The sequence below is a fragment of the Actinomycetota bacterium genome (assembly GCA_016700055.1).
Lineage (GTDB): Bacteria > Actinomycetota > Acidimicrobiia > Acidimicrobiales > Ilumatobacteraceae > Kalu-18.
Genome location: CP064997.1, coordinates 1,585,363 through 1,603,620, shown reverse-complemented (window position 1 = coordinate 1,603,620; position 18,258 = coordinate 1,585,363). Strand labels below are relative to the sequence as shown.

The 18,258-nt window shown below is 69.6% G+C and carries 18 protein-coding genes, 1 tRNA gene and 1 pseudogene; 11 read left to right on the top strand and 9 right to left on the bottom strand.

Annotated elements, in window-relative coordinates; translation table 11 throughout:
• Nucleotides 1-21: 21 nt before the first annotated feature.
• The gene (locus tag IPM43_07785; protein QQS26223.1) at nucleotides 22-552 is read right to left on the bottom strand and encodes an OsmC family protein; all 531 of its coding nucleotides are present in this window, start codon (nucleotides 550-552) and stop codon (nucleotides 22-24) included.
• A gap of 148 nt (nucleotides 553-700) precedes the next feature.
• On the opposite strand from IPM43_07785, the gene IPM43_07780 reads away from it, so the two are divergent.
• Nucleotides 701-973, top strand: a complete 273-nt coding sequence (locus IPM43_07780; GenBank protein QQS26222.1) for a hypothetical protein — start codon at nucleotides 701-703, stop codon at nucleotides 971-973.
• A gap of 60 nt (nucleotides 974-1,033) precedes the next feature.
• A pseudogene (locus IPM43_07775) lies at nucleotides 1,034-1,111 on the top strand (hypothetical protein).
• 439 nt (nucleotides 1,112-1,550) lie between these two features.
• Here IPM43_07775 and IPM43_07770 read toward each other — a convergent pair.
• Nucleotides 1,551-1,633 (bottom strand) — tRNA-Leu (locus IPM43_07770).
• A gap of 155 nt (nucleotides 1,634-1,788) precedes the next feature.
• Between IPM43_07770 and IPM43_07765 the strand changes: the two genes are divergently transcribed.
• From IPM43_07765 to pknB, 6 genes are all read left to right on the top strand, one after another.
• Nucleotides 1,789-2,415 carry an FHA domain-containing protein gene (locus tag IPM43_07765; protein ID QQS26221.1) on the top strand — a complete coding sequence of 209 codons (627 nt, stop codon included), beginning with the start codon at nucleotides 1,789-1,791 and terminating at the stop codon, nucleotides 2,413-2,415.
• Between the two features lie 19 nt (nucleotides 2,416-2,434).
• Nucleotides 2,435-2,941 (top strand): FHA domain-containing protein, encoded by a 507-nt coding sequence (locus IPM43_07760; GenBank protein ID QQS26220.1) that lies wholly within the window; start codon nucleotides 2,435-2,437, stop codon nucleotides 2,939-2,941.
• Nucleotides 2,941-4,128 (top strand): Stp1/IreP family PP2C-type Ser/Thr phosphatase, encoded by a 1,188-nt coding sequence (locus IPM43_07755; protein QQS26219.1) that lies wholly within the window; start codon nucleotides 2,941-2,943, stop codon nucleotides 4,126-4,128. Before IPM43_07760 ends, IPM43_07755 begins: the two co-directional genes overlap by 1 nt.
• A complete protein-coding gene (locus tag IPM43_07750) occupies nucleotides 4,125-5,537 on the top strand; it encodes an FtsW/RodA/SpoVE family cell cycle protein (protein ID QQS26218.1) in 1,413 nt (470 codons plus the stop codon). The genes IPM43_07755 and IPM43_07750 overlap by 4 nt, the downstream gene beginning before the upstream one ends.
• Complete coding sequence (locus IPM43_07745) at nucleotides 5,534-7,018, top strand: penicillin-binding protein 2 (GenBank protein QQS26217.1); 1,485 nt, start codon at nucleotides 5,534-5,536, stop codon at nucleotides 7,016-7,018. The genes IPM43_07750 and IPM43_07745 overlap by 4 nt, the downstream gene beginning before the upstream one ends.
• Before the next feature lie 65 nt (nucleotides 7,019-7,083).
• Nucleotides 7,084-9,201 (top strand): Stk1 family PASTA domain-containing Ser/Thr kinase, encoded by a 2,118-nt coding sequence (gene pknB / locus IPM43_07740; GenBank protein QQS26216.1) that lies wholly within the window; start codon nucleotides 7,084-7,086, stop codon nucleotides 9,199-9,201.
• 10 nt (nucleotides 9,202-9,211) lie between these two features.
• Here the strand turns inward: pknB and IPM43_07735 are convergent, their stop codons facing one another.
• On the bottom strand, nucleotides 9,212-9,805 hold the full coding sequence (locus tag IPM43_07735; protein QQS26215.1) for an aminodeoxychorismate/anthranilate synthase component II: 594 nt from the start codon (nucleotides 9,803-9,805) through the stop codon (nucleotides 9,212-9,214).
• A gap of 118 nt (nucleotides 9,806-9,923) precedes the next feature.
• On the opposite strand from IPM43_07735, the gene IPM43_07730 reads away from it, so the two are divergent.
• Nucleotides 9,924-10,256 (top strand): cell division protein CrgA, encoded by a 333-nt coding sequence (locus IPM43_07730; GenBank protein QQS26214.1) that lies wholly within the window; start codon nucleotides 9,924-9,926, stop codon nucleotides 10,254-10,256.
• 90 nt (nucleotides 10,257-10,346) lie between these two features.
• Here IPM43_07730 and IPM43_07725 read toward each other — a convergent pair whose 3' ends face one another.
• Nucleotides 10,347-10,610, bottom strand: a complete 264-nt coding sequence (locus tag IPM43_07725; protein ID QQS26213.1) for a hypothetical protein — start codon at nucleotides 10,608-10,610, stop codon at nucleotides 10,347-10,349.
• Nucleotides 10,611-10,783: 173 nt separating this feature from the next.
• On the opposite strand from IPM43_07725, the gene IPM43_07720 reads away from it, so the two are divergent.
• Nucleotides 10,784-11,761 carry a hypothetical protein gene (locus IPM43_07720; GenBank protein ID QQS26212.1) on the top strand — a complete coding sequence of 326 codons (978 nt, stop codon included), beginning with the start codon at nucleotides 10,784-10,786 and terminating at the stop codon, nucleotides 11,759-11,761.
• A gap of 161 nt (nucleotides 11,762-11,922) precedes the next feature.
• Here IPM43_07720 and IPM43_07715 read toward each other — a convergent pair whose 3' ends face one another.
• Nucleotides 11,923-13,092, bottom strand: a complete 1,170-nt coding sequence (locus IPM43_07715) for an acetyl-CoA C-acyltransferase (protein QQS26211.1) — start codon at nucleotides 13,090-13,092, stop codon at nucleotides 11,923-11,925.
• 187 nt (nucleotides 13,093-13,279) lie between these two features.
• On the opposite strand from IPM43_07715, the gene IPM43_07710 reads away from it, so the two are divergent.
• Nucleotides 13,280-15,100, top strand: coding sequence for a long-chain fatty acid--CoA ligase (locus IPM43_07710; protein ID QQS26210.1), 1,821 nt, complete (start codon nucleotides 13,280-13,282; stop codon nucleotides 15,098-15,100).
• A gap of 15 nt (nucleotides 15,101-15,115) precedes the next feature.
• Here IPM43_07710 and IPM43_07705 read toward each other — a convergent pair whose 3' ends face one another.
• From IPM43_07705 to IPM43_07690, 4 genes are read right to left on the bottom strand one after another with little or no spacing between them, the layout of a single operon-like run.
• Nucleotides 15,116-15,562 carry a MarR family transcriptional regulator gene (locus IPM43_07705; protein QQS26209.1) on the bottom strand — a complete coding sequence of 149 codons (447 nt, stop codon included), beginning with the start codon at nucleotides 15,560-15,562 and terminating at the stop codon, nucleotides 15,116-15,118.
• 1 nt (nucleotide 15,563) lies between these two features.
• Entirely contained in the window at nucleotides 15,564-16,796 is a 1,233-nt protein-coding gene (locus tag IPM43_07700; GenBank protein ID QQS26208.1) for an aminotransferase class III-fold pyridoxal phosphate-dependent enzyme, read from the bottom strand.
• A 33-nt stretch (nucleotides 16,797-16,829) separates the two neighbouring features.
• Nucleotides 16,830-17,381 carry a VOC family protein gene (locus tag IPM43_07695; GenBank protein QQS26207.1) on the bottom strand — a complete coding sequence of 184 codons (552 nt, stop codon included), beginning with the start codon at nucleotides 17,379-17,381 and terminating at the stop codon, nucleotides 16,830-16,832.
• A gap of 29 nt (nucleotides 17,382-17,410) precedes the next feature.
• Nucleotides 17,411-18,232, bottom strand: coding sequence for a hypothetical protein (locus IPM43_07690; protein ID QQS26206.1), 822 nt, complete (start codon nucleotides 18,230-18,232; stop codon nucleotides 17,411-17,413).
• Nucleotides 18,233-18,258 lie beyond the last annotated feature (26 nt).

Sequence of the window (18,258 nt, the reverse complement as noted above, 5' to 3'; positions counted from 1 at the left end):
CGCGTGCGCCCGCTCCCGCGGTCATCGCGACGGTGTCGGGTCCGAGCCTGCGCGCGTCGCCATCGTCGTCGTCACCGCGGTGACGGTCGAGAACATGGCGAGCACCGGGCAGTGGGTCTCGACGGCGTGGTGCAGGCGCCGGTAGTCCTCCTCGGGGGCCGATCCACCCACGGCGACATGGATCTGCACGGAGCTCGCGCCGGGCGCGACGTCGGGATCGAAGCCGAGGAAGCCCCGTAGATCGGCCTCGCCGCGCACTTCGACCTTGACGGAGTCGATCGGTATGCCGAGCAGCTCCGACCAGTACCGGTAGGTGATCGTCGCGCACGACGCCAGCGCCGCCAGCGCGTACTGGACCGGCGAGGGCGCGGCCCCGCCGCCGCCGGCTGCCCGGGGCTCGTCCGCCATGAACGCGTACCCGCCGGCTTGGATCTGCACGAGGGTGGCGTCACGGAGCTCGGCGCGGACGACGCTCGCGGTCCGGGCGAGCTCGGGATGCTGGCTGAAGAGCACTTGGGCGTCGTCGAGCACCTGCCTGATGGCTGCGGTCATGAGCGAGATCGTCCGGCGCGATCGACTCGCCGTCATCCGTGGTGACCACGGATCCTCGGTGAGCCAGGAATCCGTGCCTGGCCCGGATGGCGCCGCCTCTCGAACAGCAGATCCTCGTCACACAACCCCAACGAAGAGGAGAACCACCATGGCCACCGCAACCATCACCGCATCGCAGGGTCGTCGGATGCCGACGATCATCCTGAGCGCGACGTTCGGTCTCGCCTTGGGCGCCGGCGCGACAGCGGTAACCTTCGCGGCGCTCGATGACGTGTCCCGGGCGAACCCGAGCACCCCTTCAGAGTCCGTCTCAACTGTCCCTGCAGCGCCGAAGACCGTCGTGGGTACCGGCGGCTCGTTCGGCTCGGCTGATACCGCCGAGCGCTGGCTGCTCTCGGAGAACCCGCCGAGCGACGGCTAGGTGCATGTTCGCACCAGGCCCTGCTGATGGGCCTCCGGGTCGTGGTCCTGGGGGGCCGGGATCGGCGGCCTTGCCGCTGGCCTTCGCTTGGCCCGGACCGGGCACCACGTCGACATCCTCGATCGGGACCCCGCACCGCCTGATGACATGGCGTCGGCGTTCGACGGGTGGGATCGCCGGAGCGTCACCCAGTGGCAGCAGTACCACGTGTTCCGGGCTCGCGCTCGCGTCGAGCTCGCCCCCGAGCGCACGCCTGGGATACACGTGCGCCCGCTGACTGTCGTCGGATCGCTGCTCCACGACGATCGGAGGCGTGAGGTCGTCGGCGTCGAGACGTCCGACGGCACTCGTGTCGAAGCCGACGTCGTCGTGGACTGCGGCGGACGCCGATCACCGGTGGCGGGGTGGGTGACCGCCGCCGGCTACCAGCGCGAACCAGCCACGCGGATGAGCTGCGGGATCGCCTACGACACCCGCTACTACGAGCTCGTCGGCGGCCGCGATGCACCGAGGCTCGGTCGCGGCGGGTACGTGCGACGTCGGTGCCCTGACCAGCGCATTCACCGTGTGGGTCCTGTGGGCGAGGGGGGACTTGAACCCCCACGTTCTTGCGAACACTGGCACCTGAAGCCAGCGCGTCTGCCATTCCGCCACTCGCCCGAGTGGAGTGCACACGGTACCAACTCGCCGCGCGGCGCCCAACACCAGCTTCTGTCGGGCGGAGGGCCACCTCGCCGCGGCCAACGCGGCGCAGGCCCCCACTAGCCTCGGGGGCTTCTGTGGGTTTGCAGCAGTTCGAGAACCGATTAGAGCGTATGGTCGAGGGCGTGTTCAGCCGCGCCTTTCGCTCCAGCGTGCGCCCGATCGAGCTCGGGCGCCGGCTTGTCCGTGAGATGGACGAGCACCGCTCCGTCGACGTGAAGGGACGCCGCATCGTCCCGAACCACTTCGTGTTCCATCTCAGCTCCCAAGACCACGCTGGCTTCGCCGACATCGACGAGGCGCTGCTCATCGAGCTCTGCGAGGCGGCGCGGGAGTACGCCCGCGACGAGGGCTACCACTTCATGGGCCCGGTCACCGTCGAGCTACAGGTGAACATGGCACTGAAGCCGGGGCGCTTCGAGATCGACTCGACGATGCGCGAAGGAGGCGGCGGCGCGGGAGCAGGCAGCCTGGTGATGCCTTCTGGCGAGCGCGTGACGCTCGGCGACAACGTGGTCTCCTTTGGCCGCCATCCCGACTGCACGATCGTGCTCAACGACCCGAACGTCAGCCGGCGCCACGCCGAAGTGCGCCCCGTCGGGACGGGCTTCATCGTCGCCGACCTCGGCTCGACCAACGGCACGAAGATCAACGGGCTGCGCATCGACGGCGAGCGCCCCCTCCACGACGGCGACATCTTGAGCCTCGGTACCACGCACGTGCGGTTCGAGGCGTCCTGAGCGGGGGACCCGGCCGCCGATGAGCGACCAGCTACTCGACATCTTGAAGTACGCGCTCCTGGCGCTGCTCTACCTTTTCTTCGCCCGCGTGCTGTGGGCGGTGTGGAGCGAGGTCCGCACCCCCACCGCGCAGAGCGCCGGTCGGCCCGTAGGGCCCGGCGCCGGTCGCGCCGCCGCGGTAGGAACGCCTCCCGCGCAGGCCCATCGGGACAAGCCGCCCAAGGGCCGCCGCGGCGACGTCGCGCGCCTCACGGTGATCGAGCCCAGGGCGCGCAAGGGCCAGCGACACTCCCTCGCCGAAGAGCTGACGATCGGCCGGGCGCCGGGTTGCTCGCTGTCGCTCGCCGACGACACGTTCGCCAGCCAGATCCACGCCCGCGTCTACCGCTCCGACGGATCGGCATGGGTGGACGATCTCGGCTCGACCAACGGCACGTACGTGAACGGCAACCGCATCCGCCAGGCGACACGCCTGCACCCGGGTGACCGCGTGCAGGTCGGCGGCACCGTGCTGGAGGCCGGCTGATGCTCGAGCTGCGTTGGGGGGCCGCCACCCACGAGGGCCTGGTGCGCGACATGAACGAGGACGCCTTCTTGGCCGAACCAGGCATGTACGTGGTCGCCGACGGCATGGGCGGGCACTCCGCGGGCGAGGTGGCGAGCGCTATCGCGGTCGACTCGTTGCGTCGGGGGATGGAGCACGGCTACCGCCGGATGGACGACGTCACCGTCGCGATCCGCATCGCGAACGCCACCATCAGAGCCGAGGCCGGTGCCAGCGCGGATCGCGCGGGCATGGGCACCACGCTCACCGCGCTGGTGGTGCTCGACGAGGAAGAGCACGTGCTTGCGCTCGCGAACGTCGGCGACTCACGCACGTACCGCCGGCGAGCGGGTCGGCTCAGCAGGCTGACGATCGACCACAGCTACGTGCAAGAGCTGGTCCAGGAAGGCCAGATCACGCTCGAAGAAGCGCGGCTGCACCCCCGGCGCAACATCGTCACCCGGGCCCTCGGCATCGACCCGCGGGTGAAGGTCGACACGTGGACGATCACCGCCGCCACCGGCGACCGGTACGTGCTGTGCAGTGACGGGCTCGTCGACGAGGTTCCGGACCACGAGATCGCCGAACTTCTTGCCGGGGTGTCCGACCCGCAGGCTGCGGCCGACCAGCTCGTGGCGATGGCGAACCGTCACGGAGGGCGCGACAACGTCACCGTCGTCGTCGTCGATGTAGCCGCCGGCGCCGATCCGGCAACGCTTCCCGACGACGGCCCCGGCGAGCCGCGCTGGGCAGAAGGCATCGCCGAGCCGGCGCATTGGGCCGACGACGACTCGACGCAGCCCGCTGCCGACGACGCCACCGAACTGATCGAGGGTGTGCCCGCCGACGACACCGCGCTGCTCCCCGTCGTTCATCCCAGCCGATCACCGGACGCCGACGAGGCCGCCGCGCCGGCACGCGCGCGTCGCCGGTTCGGTCTCGGCGCGTTCCTCTTCTGGTTCGTCGCGGCGGCGATCCTCACCGTCGCCGTCGTCGTCGCCCTGGTCGCGCTGCGCGGCGACGGGGACGACCCCGCGCCGAGCACGACCAGCTCCACCTCGACCGCGCCCACCACATCGACCTCGTCGAGCACGTCGAGCACCTCCACGACACCGGGCGCGACGTCGGCGCCGGGCACGACCGCACCTCCCGGCACCACGACACCATGAGCGTGGTGAGCTTCACCGCCCACCGACGCTCGGCCGAGCTGGGGCTGGTGGTGATGGCCGGGGTGATCACGGGCGGGGCCTACGTGCTCGCCTCGCTCGGCCAGAACTCGGTGATCCCGCCGATCATCCTGCCGTTCCTCGGAGTGGTGCTCGGCCTGCTCGTGGTCGCGCACCTTGCCGTACGTTTCCTCGCTCCCGGCGCCGACCCGACGATGCTGCCGCTCGCCGCGGTGCTCCACGGCCTCGGGTACGTGATGCTCGCACGCCTGTCCGAGCGTCTGGCCGGGCTGCAGGCGGTGTGGAGCTTCGTCTCCGTCGGTGCGTTCGTGGCCGTGCTGCTGGTCGTGCAGCGCGTCAACGACCTGGCGCGGTACAAGTGGACGTTCCTCGCCACCGGTGCCGGGCTGCTGGTGCTGCCGATGCTGCCCGGCATCGGCTTCAGCTCCGGCGGCGCTCGCATCTGGGTGAGCGTCGGGCCGGTGAACTTCCAGCCGGGCGAGTTCGCGAAGCTCGCCCTGGCGCTGTTCTTCGCCGGCTACCTGGCCGAGCGTCGAGAGCTGATCGCCGCCGGCACTTGGCGGGTCGGCCCGTTCAACCTGCCCGAGCCGCGCCACCTGCTGCCGATCCTGCTCGCGTGGGGCTTCTCGGTGATGGTGATGGTCGGCCAGCGCGACCTCGGCTCGTCGCTGCTGTTCTTCAGCTTGTTCGTGGTGATGATGTGGGTCGCCACCGAGAAGGCCAGCTACCTCGTCCTCGGCTTCGGGATGTTCGCCGTCGGGGCGGTGATCGCCTACCAGATGTTCTCCCACGTGCAGGACCGGGTGGCGATCTGGATCGACCCGTGGGCCGACTACGAGGACAAGGGGTACCAGATCGCGCAGGCGATGTTCGCCCTCGCCGACGGCGGCATCACCGGCACCGGCCTCGGCCTCGGCGACCCGGGACGCATCCCCGCGGTGAAGAACGACTTCATCTTCGCGGCCATCGGCGAGGAGCTCGGCCTGCTCGGCGCGACCGGCGTGCTGATGGCGTTCCTGTTGCTCGTCGGCGCCGGCCTGCGGACGGCGGTGCGCACAGACCGACCGTTCGAGAAGCTGCTCGCCGTCGGCCTGACCACGATCGTCGGTGTGCAGGCGTTCATCATCGTCGGCGGGGTGATCCGCGTCGTGCCGCTCACCGGGATCACGCTCCCGTTCACCAGCTACGGCGGTTCGAGCCTGCTCGCCAACTACATGTTGCTCGCGCTGCTCGTGCGCATCTCCCACGCCAGCTCCGTCCGGCTCGGCGAGGTTCCCGACGCGCCGACACTCGGCGAGCGCTGGGCGGCGCGGCGTCTGGTGCGCGCCGCGCGCCGCGCGCACCCCGACGGCGACGACCCGACGCTCTTCGCCCCGGAGCGAGCCCGGTGAACGCTCGCATCCGCCACCTCGCGCTGGGGTTGATGGTGTGCTACGTCGCGCTGTTCGTGCAGCTGAACGTGCTGCAGGTGGCCAGGCAGGAAGAGCTCGACGCTCACATCCTCAACAACCGCCAGACGGTGCGTGACTTCAACCGTCCCCGCGGCGAGATCGTCACCGCCGACGGCGTGGTCGTCGCGATGTCGGAGCCGACCGAGACCGGCAGCGAGTTCGCGTTCCAGCGTCTCTACCCCACCGGCGACCTGTTCGCGAACGTCAGCGGCTACTACACGTTCAACTACGGCTCCACGAGGCTCGAGCGCACGCAGAACGACGTGCTCAGCGGTCGCACCGCCGCGCAGCGGCTGAAGGGGCTGTCGACGCTCTTCACCGGCGACGACACCAGCGGCTCCGTGCAGCTCACCATGCACAGCGGCCTGCAACAGCTCGCGAAGGACGCCCTCGGCGCGCGGGAAGGCAGTGCTGTGGTGCTCGACCCGCGCACCGGCAAGGTGCTCGCGATGTGGAGCTACCCGACGTTCGACCCGAACCTCGTCGCGGTGCACGACAGCGAGCTCGCCGGCGACGTGCTCGAGTTCTTGAACGCCGCCCCGGGAAAGCCGATGCTCTCCAACGCGTATCAGGAGCGCTACATGCCGGGCTCCACCTTCAAGGTCGTCACCGCCGCGACCGCGCTCGACGCCGGGCTGATCGACCTGTCCAGCTCCTGGCCCGACGAGGTGGAGTGGGTGCCGCCGCAGACGAACGACCCGATCCAGAACTACGGCCGCACGCTCTGCGGCGGCGACCTGGCCGAGGTGTTCCGCCGGTCGTGCAACATCCCGTTCGCGAAGACCGCCGTCGAGCTCGGTGCGTCCACGATGGTCGCGGGGACGAAGGCCTTCGGCATCGGCGAGCCGATCCCGATCGACCTCCCGAACCCCGCGGCGAGCACGTTCGGTGAGGTGTCGGACTTCGTCGACCGGGTGCCGCTGCTCGCCATCGGTGGCTTCGGCCAGGGAGACACGGCGATGGTGCCGCTGCACATGGCGATGATCGCCGGCGCCATCGCGAACGGCGGGGTGATGATGCAGCCCTACGTGGTCGACACCACGCTCGACCACGGGGGTCACGTGCTCGACCACACCGAGCCCACGGTCTGGAAGCAACCGATGACGAAGGAGACGTCGCTGATCCTCACCGGTTTGATGGTCCAGGTCGTCAACGAGGGCACCGCGAGCTGCTGCATGACGCTCGCGAACGGCATCCAGGCAGCGGCCAAGACGGGCACCGCGCAGCTGAACGCCGCCGGCGAGGAGGAGCGCTCACACGCTTGGATCATCGCCTTCGCCCCCGCGGAAGCACCGCAGTTCGCGGTGGCCGTGATGCTGAAGGGGACCGACGCCGAGATCTCCGCCGGCACCGGTGGGGCGCTGGCCGGGCCGATCGCGAAGCAGCTCCTCGACTACGCGCTCGCCAACCTGCCCGGCTGACGCCTGTTCCGCCGCGCGCCCTGACGCCAGGGGCGCGGGCCGGCTGGGTAACCTGCGCCCGCACTATGTCGGGCGGTGATCGCACGATTCTGAACGACCGCTACGAGGTACAGCAGCGGATCGGGCGCGGCGGCATGGCCGACGTGTTCTTGGCGCGCGACCTGCTGCTCGACCGGCCGGTGGCGATCAAGGTGCTGTTCCCCGAGTTCGCCACCGACCCTGCGTTCGTCGAGCGATTCCGCCGCGAGGCCCAGTCGGCAGCGAACCTGAACCACCCGAACATCGTCGGCGTCTACGACTGGGGCCGCAGCGGTAGCACCTACTTCATGGCGATGGAGTACGTGCAGGGCCGCACGCTCGCCGACATCTTGCGCGTCAACAAGACCCTGAGCGCCCAGCAGGCGTCCGAGGTGGCGATGGAGGTGGCCGCCGCGCTCGGCTTCGCCCATCGCAACGGTGTCGTCCACCGAGACATCAAGCCCGCCAACATCCTCATCGGCTCCGGCGGCCAGGTGAAGGTCGCCGACTTCGGCATCGCCCGCGCGCTCGGTTCGGCGGTCGAGTCCAACCTCACCCAGGCGGGCGCGGTGATGGGAACGGCGACGTACTTCTCGCCCGAGCAGGCCCAGGGTGCCCAGCCCGACCCGCGTAGCGACCTCTACTCGCTCGGCATCGTGTTATACGAGATGGTCGGCGGCCGCCCGCCGTTCAGCGGCGAGAACCCGGTGGCCATCGCCTACAAGCAGGTTCACGACGCGCCCCAACCGCTCAACCAGCTGGCCCCCGACGTGGCCCGGCCGTTCGAGGCGATCGTGGCCAAGCTGCTCGCCAAGAACCCCGATGTGCGCTACCCGACGGCCGAGGCGTTGCGCGACGACCTGCGCCGCTTTCGCGAGGGCCAGCCGGTGCAGGCGCTCGTCGCCTTGGCCTCACGCGGCGGCACCCCGTCGGGTGGAGCCACGCGGCCGATCGGCGCCGCGGCCGCCGGCGCCGCGGCAGGCGGGATCGCCGCCACCACCGCGATGCCCCAGGTCGGATCGACAACGGCGATGCCGCGCACGACGATCCTCACCGCTCCAGGCACGCAAGGCCCGCACGGTTACGACGAGAACCTCTCCGGCCAGTACTTCGAACCCCGCCGCAGCCGCACGGGAACCGTGCTCACCGTGCTCGTCGCCCTGCTCGCGATCGGTGCTCTTGTCGCCGGCGGGATCATCTTGTACCGGACCCTGACGAAGGAAGAAGAGACCGCCCCGCCGATCGTGCTCGAAGACCTCACCGACATGCTCCTTGCCGACGCGGTCGCGATCCTGGAGAGAGACGGGCTCGAATACGAGCCGATCGACGAGGTGAACGAGACCGTCGGCGAGAACGTCGTCTGGGGCCAGGATCCAGGCCCTGGCACCGAACTGCAGCCCGGAGACCTGGTGCGGCTCACGTACAACCCTGCCAAGGCGCCGGTGAGCGTCCCCCCGCTCAAAGGCATGACGCTCGAAGATGCACAGGCGGCGCTGCTCGATCTGGGCCTGATCGTGGGCGAGGTCACCCCGCGGGTGGACGCCTCGGCCCCGGAGAACACGATCATCGACTCCACCCCGCGCGCCGGCGAGCAGATCCTGCCCGGAGGCATCGTCGACCTCGTGGTCAGCGAAGGCAGCGGGGTGGCATCCGTCCCGAACGTCGCCGGCCAGACCGAGGCCGCGGCCACGACCTTGTTGCAGGGAGAGCCCTACCGCCTGGTGGTCACCCGCGCCGAGGAGCCGAGCGACGACGTCGAGGCCGGCCGCGTGATCCGCACCGACCCTCCGATCGGGTCCGACGTCAACATCGGATCGGGCATCCGCATCGTCGTGTCGACGGGCCGTGCGCTGGTCGCCGTGCCCCCGGTGACCGGGCTCACCGAATCGCAGGCCCGCTCGCAGCTCAGCGCCGCGCCGCGCAACTTCAACGTGGACGTCAGCTACGTCAACGTGCCCTTCGGCGATTCGAACGACGGCCGGGTGATCTCCCAAGATCCAAGTCGCGGGGTCGAGATCGCTCCGGAGAGCACAGTGCGGATCACGGTCGGCAGAGCGGTCGCGCCGCCCACCACCTTGCCCCCTCCGGTGACCACCGCCCCACCGACTTCACCGCCTTCCGTGCCTGCCACCACTGCGGCCCCCGGGACGACGACGACTCCATAGCCGCCCCGGGTCATCCCTTTCGGGTACCAGCGCGGCGGTCGAGCAGGTTCGCGAGCAGGTCGTGACCCGACGTGGTCAGGATGCTCTCCGGGTGGAACTGCACTCCCTCCACGTCGAGCTCACGGTGGCGAAGACCCATGATCGTGCCGTCGGCCGATTCGGCGGTGATCTCCAAGCAGGCGGGAAGCGAGTCGCGATCGACGACGAGGGAGTGGTAGCGGGTGGCCTCCAGCGGCGACGGCAACCCCTCGAAAACTCCGACTCCGCGATGGGTGATCCAGCTCGTCTTGCCGTGCATCAGCTCGGGCGCCCGCACCACGTGTCCTCCGTAGACGTGTCCGATCGCCTGCAAACCGAGGCACACCCCGAACACCGGCACGCCCTGCTCGGCGCAGGCCAGGACCAGGTCGCAGATGATGCCTGCGTCCTCCGGCCTGCCCGGACCCGGTGAGAGCAAGACGACGTCAGGTGCCAACGCGAGCGCCTCGTCGACGCCGAGCGCGTCGTTGCGGTAGACGATCGGCGCCGCGCCGAGCTCGCCGAGGTACTGCACCAGGTTGTAGACGAAGCTGTCGTAGCTGTCGATCACCAGCACCTTGGTCATCGCGCCTGCCCTCTCCTCACCGACGTCCCTGCCCAGGTCCCTGCCCACGCACCCTCAGCTTCGCACCGCTCGGCGCGATCGCCCCACATCGTTGCGGCCCGCCTACACTGCCGTACCCGTGGCACCTCCGAAGCGCAAGTCCAGCGGGCGCACGACGCCGAAGGGCACCCGACCCGGGTCATCCCACTCGACGGTGGGCGGACCGCACCACGTGGACAAGTCCGAGCACGGCGTCGTCGCGTCGTCGCGCTACACACCGCCGGTGCCGACGTACATGAAGGAAAGCCCGCGGTGGGTGCCGGTGCTGATGTTCGCGCTGTTGCTCCTCGGCGCCCTCGTGATCCTGCTCTTCTACCTAGGTTGGGTGCCTGGGGACCGCAGCAACTGGTATCTCATCGGCGGCCTGGTGATGATCCTCGGCGGCCTGTACACGGCGACGAAATACCATTAGGACCAGCGGGTTTCCTGCTCCGTCGCCTTTGTCCACAGCCTGGGGACAACCCTGTCGATAATCACAGAGGTGTAACTCTCGTCACTTCGTTCACTCGATCGGCGTGAGGAGATCCATGTCCTCCTGGCAGTGACGCGGCGGCTCGGGGTCTTCCTCGGCGGCGAGTGTCATCTTCAGCTCCAGCCCGCACACACTGCAGCGGTAGCGCACGTCGACCTTGCGCATCTCCCCCGCCGGCGGGGGCTGCGGCAGCGGCTGGGTCATGCTGCGCAGCAGCCCGACGCCGACGCGCCACAGGACGAAGAACAGCACCACCGCGCCGAGCCACCAAACGATCGTCGAGAGGGCGGGCACCCGCGCAGGCTAGCGATGACCACGTTCCTCGGCCCTGCGCGGCTCGCGCTGGTCGATCTCGCCCGGCCCGGCCACCCCGGAAGTGCGATATCTCATGACAGACGGGTGCACTGACATATCGCACTTCCACCTCTGCGTTGGCGTCGGCGGCGGGGTCGGTAGCGTGCGGCGACATGCCCGCCAGCGCCGTGAGCGCCGCGGCGGAGCTCGCGGCCCTTCGCCTCGGCGTCACGACGAGACACCTGGCCGCCTCGGTCGGACTCAGCCCCCGCGATGTGCGAAGAGCGCTCGAACAGGGCTACCTGTGCGAGCCGATCCCCGGCGTGCTCTCCTTCCCCGACCGCACGCCCCATCACTGGCACCACCGTCTCTCGACGGTGACCGCAGCCGGCGGCGACCACGCCGTCGTCTCCCACCGCGCCGCCGCGCGGATTCATCGCTTCGATGGCTTCACCGAGGCGCCGATCGAGGTCACGACGCAGCGGCCGCGCCGGCTGATGCTGCCTCGCGACTTCGCAGACGTCGTCACCCACCAGGCGTGCAGCCTCGAGCCAGTCGACATCGTCGAGATGATGGGCCTGCGCGTCACGTCGGTGGCCCGCACGATGGCCGACATCGGCAGCGTCGTCGGCCGCGATGCCGTGTGGCGGGCACTCATCGGGGTGCAGCGCGCCAACGTCAGCCCCCGCTGGCTCTACCAGACGGCTGTGCGACTACACCGGCCGGGACAGGCGGGCACCGGGCGTCTGCTCGGCGCGCTTCGCCGTTGGCAGCAAGAAGGCGTCATGCCCGACAGCTGGATGGAAGAGCTGCTGCACCGGATCGTCGCCGACGAGTCACTCGGCCCGGTCGTACGCCAGTGCCCGATCACCGACCAGTGCGGTCGGGTCATCGCCCGTGCAGACATCGGTTTTCCCGAGGTGCGCCTGGGGCTCGAAGGCCACAGCCGCGAGTTCCACTTCGGCCCCGATGCCGGCGCCCTCGACGAGGACCGCGACCTGCGCTGCGCCCAGCAAGGCTGGGAGCTGCTGTACCTCGGCTGGTACGCCACCCGGCGGCCCGCCGACGTCCATGCGATCGTGCGTGACGTCGTGCAAGCTCGGGCGGCATCGTCGCGAAGTGCGATATCTCAGGACAGACGGGTGCTCTGACATATCGCACTTGCCACCCCGCCGGGCCCGGTCGTCGCGAAGTGCGATATCTCAAGACAGACGGGTGCTCTGACATATCGCACTTCCACCCGGCCCGACCGACCCGACCCGACCCGGTTCCACCAAACCCGGCCCGGCTGGCCAACCGAGCGGCCGGAAGGTCAGCCGAGGCGTTCGATGATCGTGGCGTTGGCCATGCCGCCGCCCTCACACATCGTCTGCAGGCCGTAGCGACCGCCGACGCGCTCGAGCTCGTGCAGCAGAGTGGTCATGAGCCGCGCGCCCGAGCAGCCGAGCGGGTGTCCGAGGGCGATCGCCCCGCCGTTCGGGTTCACCTTGGCCATGTCGGGGTGCAGTTCCTTCTCCCAGGCGAGCACCACCGATGCGAACGCCTCGTTGATCTCCACCGCGTCCATCTGGTCGATGCTCAGCCCCGAGCGCTCCAGCACCCTGTGAGTGGCGGGGATCGGTGCGGTCAGCATCAGCCGCGGATCGTCCCCGGCGAGAGCGAAGTCGACGAAGCGCGCCCGCGGCCGCAGCCCGAGCGACGCGGCGCGCTCCTCGCTCATGATCAAGAGCGCCGAGGCACCATCGGTGATCTGCGAGGAGTTGCCGGCGGTCACCCGCCCGCCCTCCTCCGCCGGTCGGAAGGAAGGCTTCAGCGCGCCCAACTTCTCGAGTGAGGTCTCACGCAGACCCTCGTCGGTCGTCATCTGCGCACCCTCGGAATCACGTACCGGCAGGATCTCCCGCTCGAAGCGCCCCTCGGCAGTGGCCTTGGCCGCGAGCGTCTGCGACCGCAGACCGAACTCGTCCATGTCGTCACGGCTGATGTCCCACTTGTCGGCGATCATCTCCGCCGAGATGCCCTGCGGCACGAGACCGCCCTCCGGGGCGTAGCGGGCGCCCACTCGCGGCCCGAAGGGAAACCCGAACTTGCCGTCGACCATCGAGGCGCCCATCGGCACGCGTGTCATCACCTCGACGCCGGCGGCAACCACCACGTCGTATGCGCCCGCGATCACACCCTGCGCCGCGAAGTGGGCGGCCTGCTGGGACGAGCCGCACTGGCGGTCGACGGTCGTGCCCGGCACGTGCTCGGGCCAGCCGGCTGCAAGCACTGCGTTGCGGGCGACGTTGACAGCCTGCTCGCCGACCTGCATCACACAGCCCATGATCACGTCCTCGACGAGCGCCGGGTCCACACCCGCACGGTCGACGAGTGCCTGCAACACCTCGCCGGCAAGGTCGACAGGGTGCCAGTCCTTCAGCTTCCCGTTGCGCCTGCCGAGCGGGGTGCGGACAGCGTCGATGATGACAGCGGTGGCCATGTGATGACTCCTTCGAGCGGCGCAAACGATGCGTGGTCGAGCGAGTCTGGCGGCGCGCCGTGCCCGCACGCCACTTGGAGAGGGGTACCACCCTCGAAAGCGCGATCGTGACGACCGGGTGCTGGCCGCCTGACAGAATCGCGCTCACACTCGTTCGTCCTTCGACGTCACATCCGGGGAGATCACCATGTCGAGAGCCACCATCAACGAGATCGACGCGATGGTCGCCGGCCAAACGGCGCCGAAGCAGTTCCTGGAGCTGGTCGCGGCGCATGGCTCGAGTCCGGCCCTGCACACGATGAAGCCCGACGGAGGCTGGAACCGCTGGACGCTCGACGACTACGCGGCGCTAGTCGCTCGGGCCGCCGCCGGGATGCAGTCCATCGGCGTGAGGCCGGGCGAGCGGGTGCTGCTGATGATGCGCAACCGGCCCGACTTCCACTGGTTCGACACGGCGGCGCAGTTCGTCCGGGCGACGCCGGTGAGCATCTACAACTCGTCCTCACCGGAGGAGGTCCAGTACCTCGCCAGCCACGCAGAGGCCGAGGTCGCGATCGTGGAGGACGCCGGCTTCCTGGAGCGCATCCTGAAGGTGCGCGACGAGCTGCCCGCGCTGAAGCACCTGTTCGTGATCGAGCCGCCTGCCGACGGCCCGCTGCCCGAGGGGGCGCGCCTCGCGTCCGAACTGCTCGATCAGGGAAGCGCCGACCTGCGGGCGCTCGCCGACGCCACCGAGCCCAGCGACATCGCCACGCTGATCTACACGAGCGGCACCACCGGGCCGCCGAAGGGCGTGATGATCAGCCAGTACAACGTCGTCTACACCGTCGAGCAGCTGAAGCAGTGCATCGCCTTCGACGACTACGTCGGCAAGCGCGGCGTCTCGTACCTGCCGATGGCCCACATCGCCGAGCGGATGATGGGGCTCTACCAGGCGATGATCCTCGGCTACAGCATCTACTGCTGCCCCGACGCGGCCCAGCTCACCGCTCACCTGAAGGAGATCCACCCGGAGATCATGTTCGGGGTCCCCCGGGTGTGGGAGAAGATGTACAACGGCGTCAACGCCGCGCTGGCCGCGAACCCCGAGACCAAGGCGAAGTTCGACGAGGCAGTGGCCGCGGCCCTGGGGATCAAGGCGGCCGAGATCGACGGCTCCGTCACCGACGAGCAGCGTGAGACGTGGGCCTTCCTCGACTCCGTCGCGTTCGCGAACGTGCGTGGGCTGGTCGGCCTCGACGCGCTCGAAGTCGGTGTCACCGGCGCGGCGCCGATCCCGCGCAGCATCCTCGAGTGGTTCAACGCGATCGGTGTGCCGCTCTCGGAGATCTACGGGATGAGCGAGTCGAGCGGCCCGATGACATGGAGCCCGATGCGCAACAAGCCGGGCTTCGTCGGAGAGGCGATCCCGGCCTGCGAGGTGAAGGTGGCCGACGACGGCGAGGTGATCTGCCGCGGCGGGAACGTCTTCCAGGGCTACTTGAAGCAGCCCGACAAGACGGCCGAGACGATCATCGACGGATGGCTGCACTCCGGAGACATCGGCGAGATCGACGACGAGGGCTATCTGCGCATCGTCGACCGCAAGAAGGAGCTGATCATCACCTCGGGCGGCAAGAACATCAGCCCCGCCAACCTCGAGGCCGAGCTGAAGACCATCCCGCTCATCGGCCAGGCCGCGGTCATCGGCGACAACCGCAAGTTCGTCTCGGCGGTGCTGGTGCTAGACCCCGAGGCCGCTCACGTGTGGGCGGCCGCGCACGACAAGCACGAGTCCACGCTGACCGAGCTGGCCACCGATGCCGAGGTGATCGCCGAGATCCAGTCCGGGGTCGACGAGGTGAACACCCACTTCGCCCAGGTCGAGCAGATCAAGAAGTTCACCCTGGTCGGCGAGGAGTGGCTGCCCGACAGCGACATGCTCACCCCCACGTCGAAGCTGAAGCGCCGCGGGGTGAACGCCCGCTACGCGGCAGAGATCGAAGCGATGTACGCCGGCCTCGACTGACGCGAGGCTCAGCCTTCAGCTCCTTTGTGGCGGCAGCTTGCCGAGCAAGCGCCACAGCGCGGTGACGTCGGTCTCGGTCAGGTGGGCCGCGAACTCGCGCTGCACCGCCCGCCGGTAGGCGACGTTCGCGTCGCGCCACACCAAGCGTCCGTCGCGCGTCAGGCTGACCTGCACCGAGCGGGCATCGTCGTCGGGACCCGCTTGATGGCGCAGGACGTACCCCCGGGTCACCAGGCTGTCGATGCGTCGGGAGAGACTGGAGGGCACCGCGGAGAGCGCCTCGGTGATCTCGCGCACGCGCAGCGGTCGGGTGGCCTTCGCGAGCACGGTGAGCAGCTCGAACTGGGGCAGGGACAGGTTGAACTCGTATGCCAGCTCGTGTTCCACCCGTCGCGAGACGAGATCGGCCGCCGTGCTGAACGTGCGCCACACGGCCACCCGCTCGGCGTCGAGTCGCGGCATCTCAGGCGGTGGCCTTCATCGCGTTGGCGAAGACCTCGAGTGCCAAGTCGATCTCGGCTTCGGTGACGACGAGGGGCGGCATCCAACGCAGGCACGTGCCGTAGGTGCCCGCGTTCATGAGGATCAGCTTGCCCTCGCGCAGGCAATGCTGCTGTACGGCGGCGACCCGCGCGGCGTCGTCGAACTCGGTGCCCACCATCAGGCCGAGGCCACGCACCTGCACGATGCCACCGTGCTGCCCTCCGATGGCCCGCAGACCCTCCATCAGCTGTGCGCCGCGAGCCTGCACCGCCTCCATGAAACCGGGCTCGCGCAGCACCTCGATGGTGGCCAGGGCTGCCGCGCAGGCGATGGGGTTGCCGCCGTACGTGCCCCCGTGGCTGCCCGTTGGCCAGCGGTCATCGAGCTCGCGCCGCGTGCCGAGCGCGGAGAACGGGAACCCCGACGCGATGCCCTTGGCCATGCAGATGATGTCGGGCTCGACCCCGTAGTGGTCGACAGCGAACATCTTGCCGGTGCGGCCGAAGCCGCTTTGCACCTCGTCGGCGATGAACAAGATGCCATGTCGCCGGCACCGCTCGATCAGGCCCTCGAGGAAGGCGGGCGGCGCCGGGACGTACCCGCCTTCGCCCAGCACCGGCTCGAGGATCATCGCCGCGGTCTCGTCGGGAGCGGTCATCGACTTCAGCAGATGGTCGAGCCCGTGCAACGCCTGCTCCACCTCGGCTCGCTGGTCTGGCGCGAGCGGGTTCGGGAACGGGGCGACGAACACCCCCGACGGCAGCGGGCTGTGCCCCGAGCGATAGCCCGTCTTGGACGTCGTCATCGCCATCGCCAGGTGCGTGCGACCGTGGAAGCTGCCGGAGAACACGACGACGTTGGGGCGCTTGGTGGCCTGCTTGGCCAGCTTCACCGCCGCCTCGGTGATCTCGGCACCGGAGTTCGCGTAGAAGAACGTGTCGATGCTCGGTGGGGTGATCTCGGCGAGCGCCGCCCCCAGAGGCTCGAGCAGGTCGTGGCGGTAGACGTTCACCTGGGCGTGGACGAACCGCTCGGCCTGGGCAGCGATCGCCGCGGTCACCTTGGGATGCGAGTGACCCGTGGACACGACAGCGATGCCGGCGGAGAAGTCGAGGTACTCCTCCCCGTCGACGGTTGTCACCCAAGACCCACGCCCCGACGCAACCTGCAGGTCGGTGACCGAGAACCACACGTTCGACAGGTGCGACGTCATGAGCGCCAGCCTACGCCTGGCGCGAATGGGGCGTCAGCGGCGGACGAACAGCTCGTCGAACGTCGGGTCGAAGCGCCGACCGAGGTCGGCGAGCTCGGTCTCGAAGTACTGGCGCCGGGTCTCCGGGACCTCCGCCAGCGCGATGACGGTGCCCGGGTGATCCTCGGTGAGGTATGTGCGGAAGCGGCCGCGGTTGTCGATGCGGCCCGAGGTCCACTGCTCCCAACCCATCTCCGCCGCGAGCTCTTCGGCACGTGCGAGATCGGGCGGCCAGAAGCCGAGGTGGTGCATTCCCCCCTCGCCCTGGGTGCGCTCGACGAAGTCGAGAAACGCCGAGGGATGGTCGTCGTGCTGAGCCAGTAGTTGCATTTGCAATGATCCGAGTTGAGCCGTGGCAAGGGTGATGTCGACAGCGCCGCGCGCCGTGCCCAGGTGCTCGTACTCGCTGACCGTGACGTGCTCCTCGAGCAGCCAGGGTCCGACGCCCATCGTGCGTGCCCAATGGGCGACGTGTGCCTGAAGCCGTTCAGGGGGGACGACGTACCCGATGTGACGGACCTCACCGAAGGCGGCGACCGGGTTCATCGCCCGAGATCGTACGCCGGTCTCCGAACTCAGCCAGGGAGGGGGCGACGGCGAGCGAGCACCGTCATCACCAACCCGACCGCGCCGAGGAGCACCGCCGACGAGGCGAGCTCGGTCGGCTCCACCAGGTCGATGGCTACCTGCGACTCGGCCGCGTCGCCCACCAAGTAGGCCGTCGGCAGGACGGCTGCACCGACGAAGATCCCCGCGCCGAGGCGCGACCGCGCCGCCGACGCCAGAGTCAGCATGACCAGCTCCCCGGCGACCACCGAGGAGAGCGCGAGCCGGGCCACCGGGCCGAGGCCCCCCGCCGAGTCGATGATCGCCTGTCGCCGCCATGCACCGAGCACCACCACCGCGGCGAGCCCGAGCGGTGTGGCCCAGATCGGCAGTCGGGTGACGCGGCGACCGGTGCGCAGTCCGGTCAGCGCGCAAAGGAGCGGCGCGACCGCGACGACGGACGCGAAGGTGGCGAGCACCGAGCCGACTTCCCAGAACACCTCGTGACTGCCGTCGCCGAGCACCGCTGCTGCAGCTCGCAGGTGGATCAACGGGATTCCCGACGCCGCGGCGGCGAGGAACCCGATCCCCCAGCCGCTCGGCAGGCGCGCTACGAACAGCGCGCCGAGCGTCACCAGGCCGACGAGGACGAGGGTGAAGCCGGCGCTCGGATCGTCGCTCAAGCTACGGGTCAAGCCGTCGACGGTGGCGAACGGGAGCGACGCCGCGGCGACCGCGACGCTGCCGGCGACGACGGCCGACACCACAGCCACCGCGGTGAGGTCATCGGTGACCGCCTGGTACACGTCTCCCCGACCGGGCAGCACGGCGGTCCGCAGGGTGCGCACCACGGTGCGCTGGTGGTGATGGCCGTCGG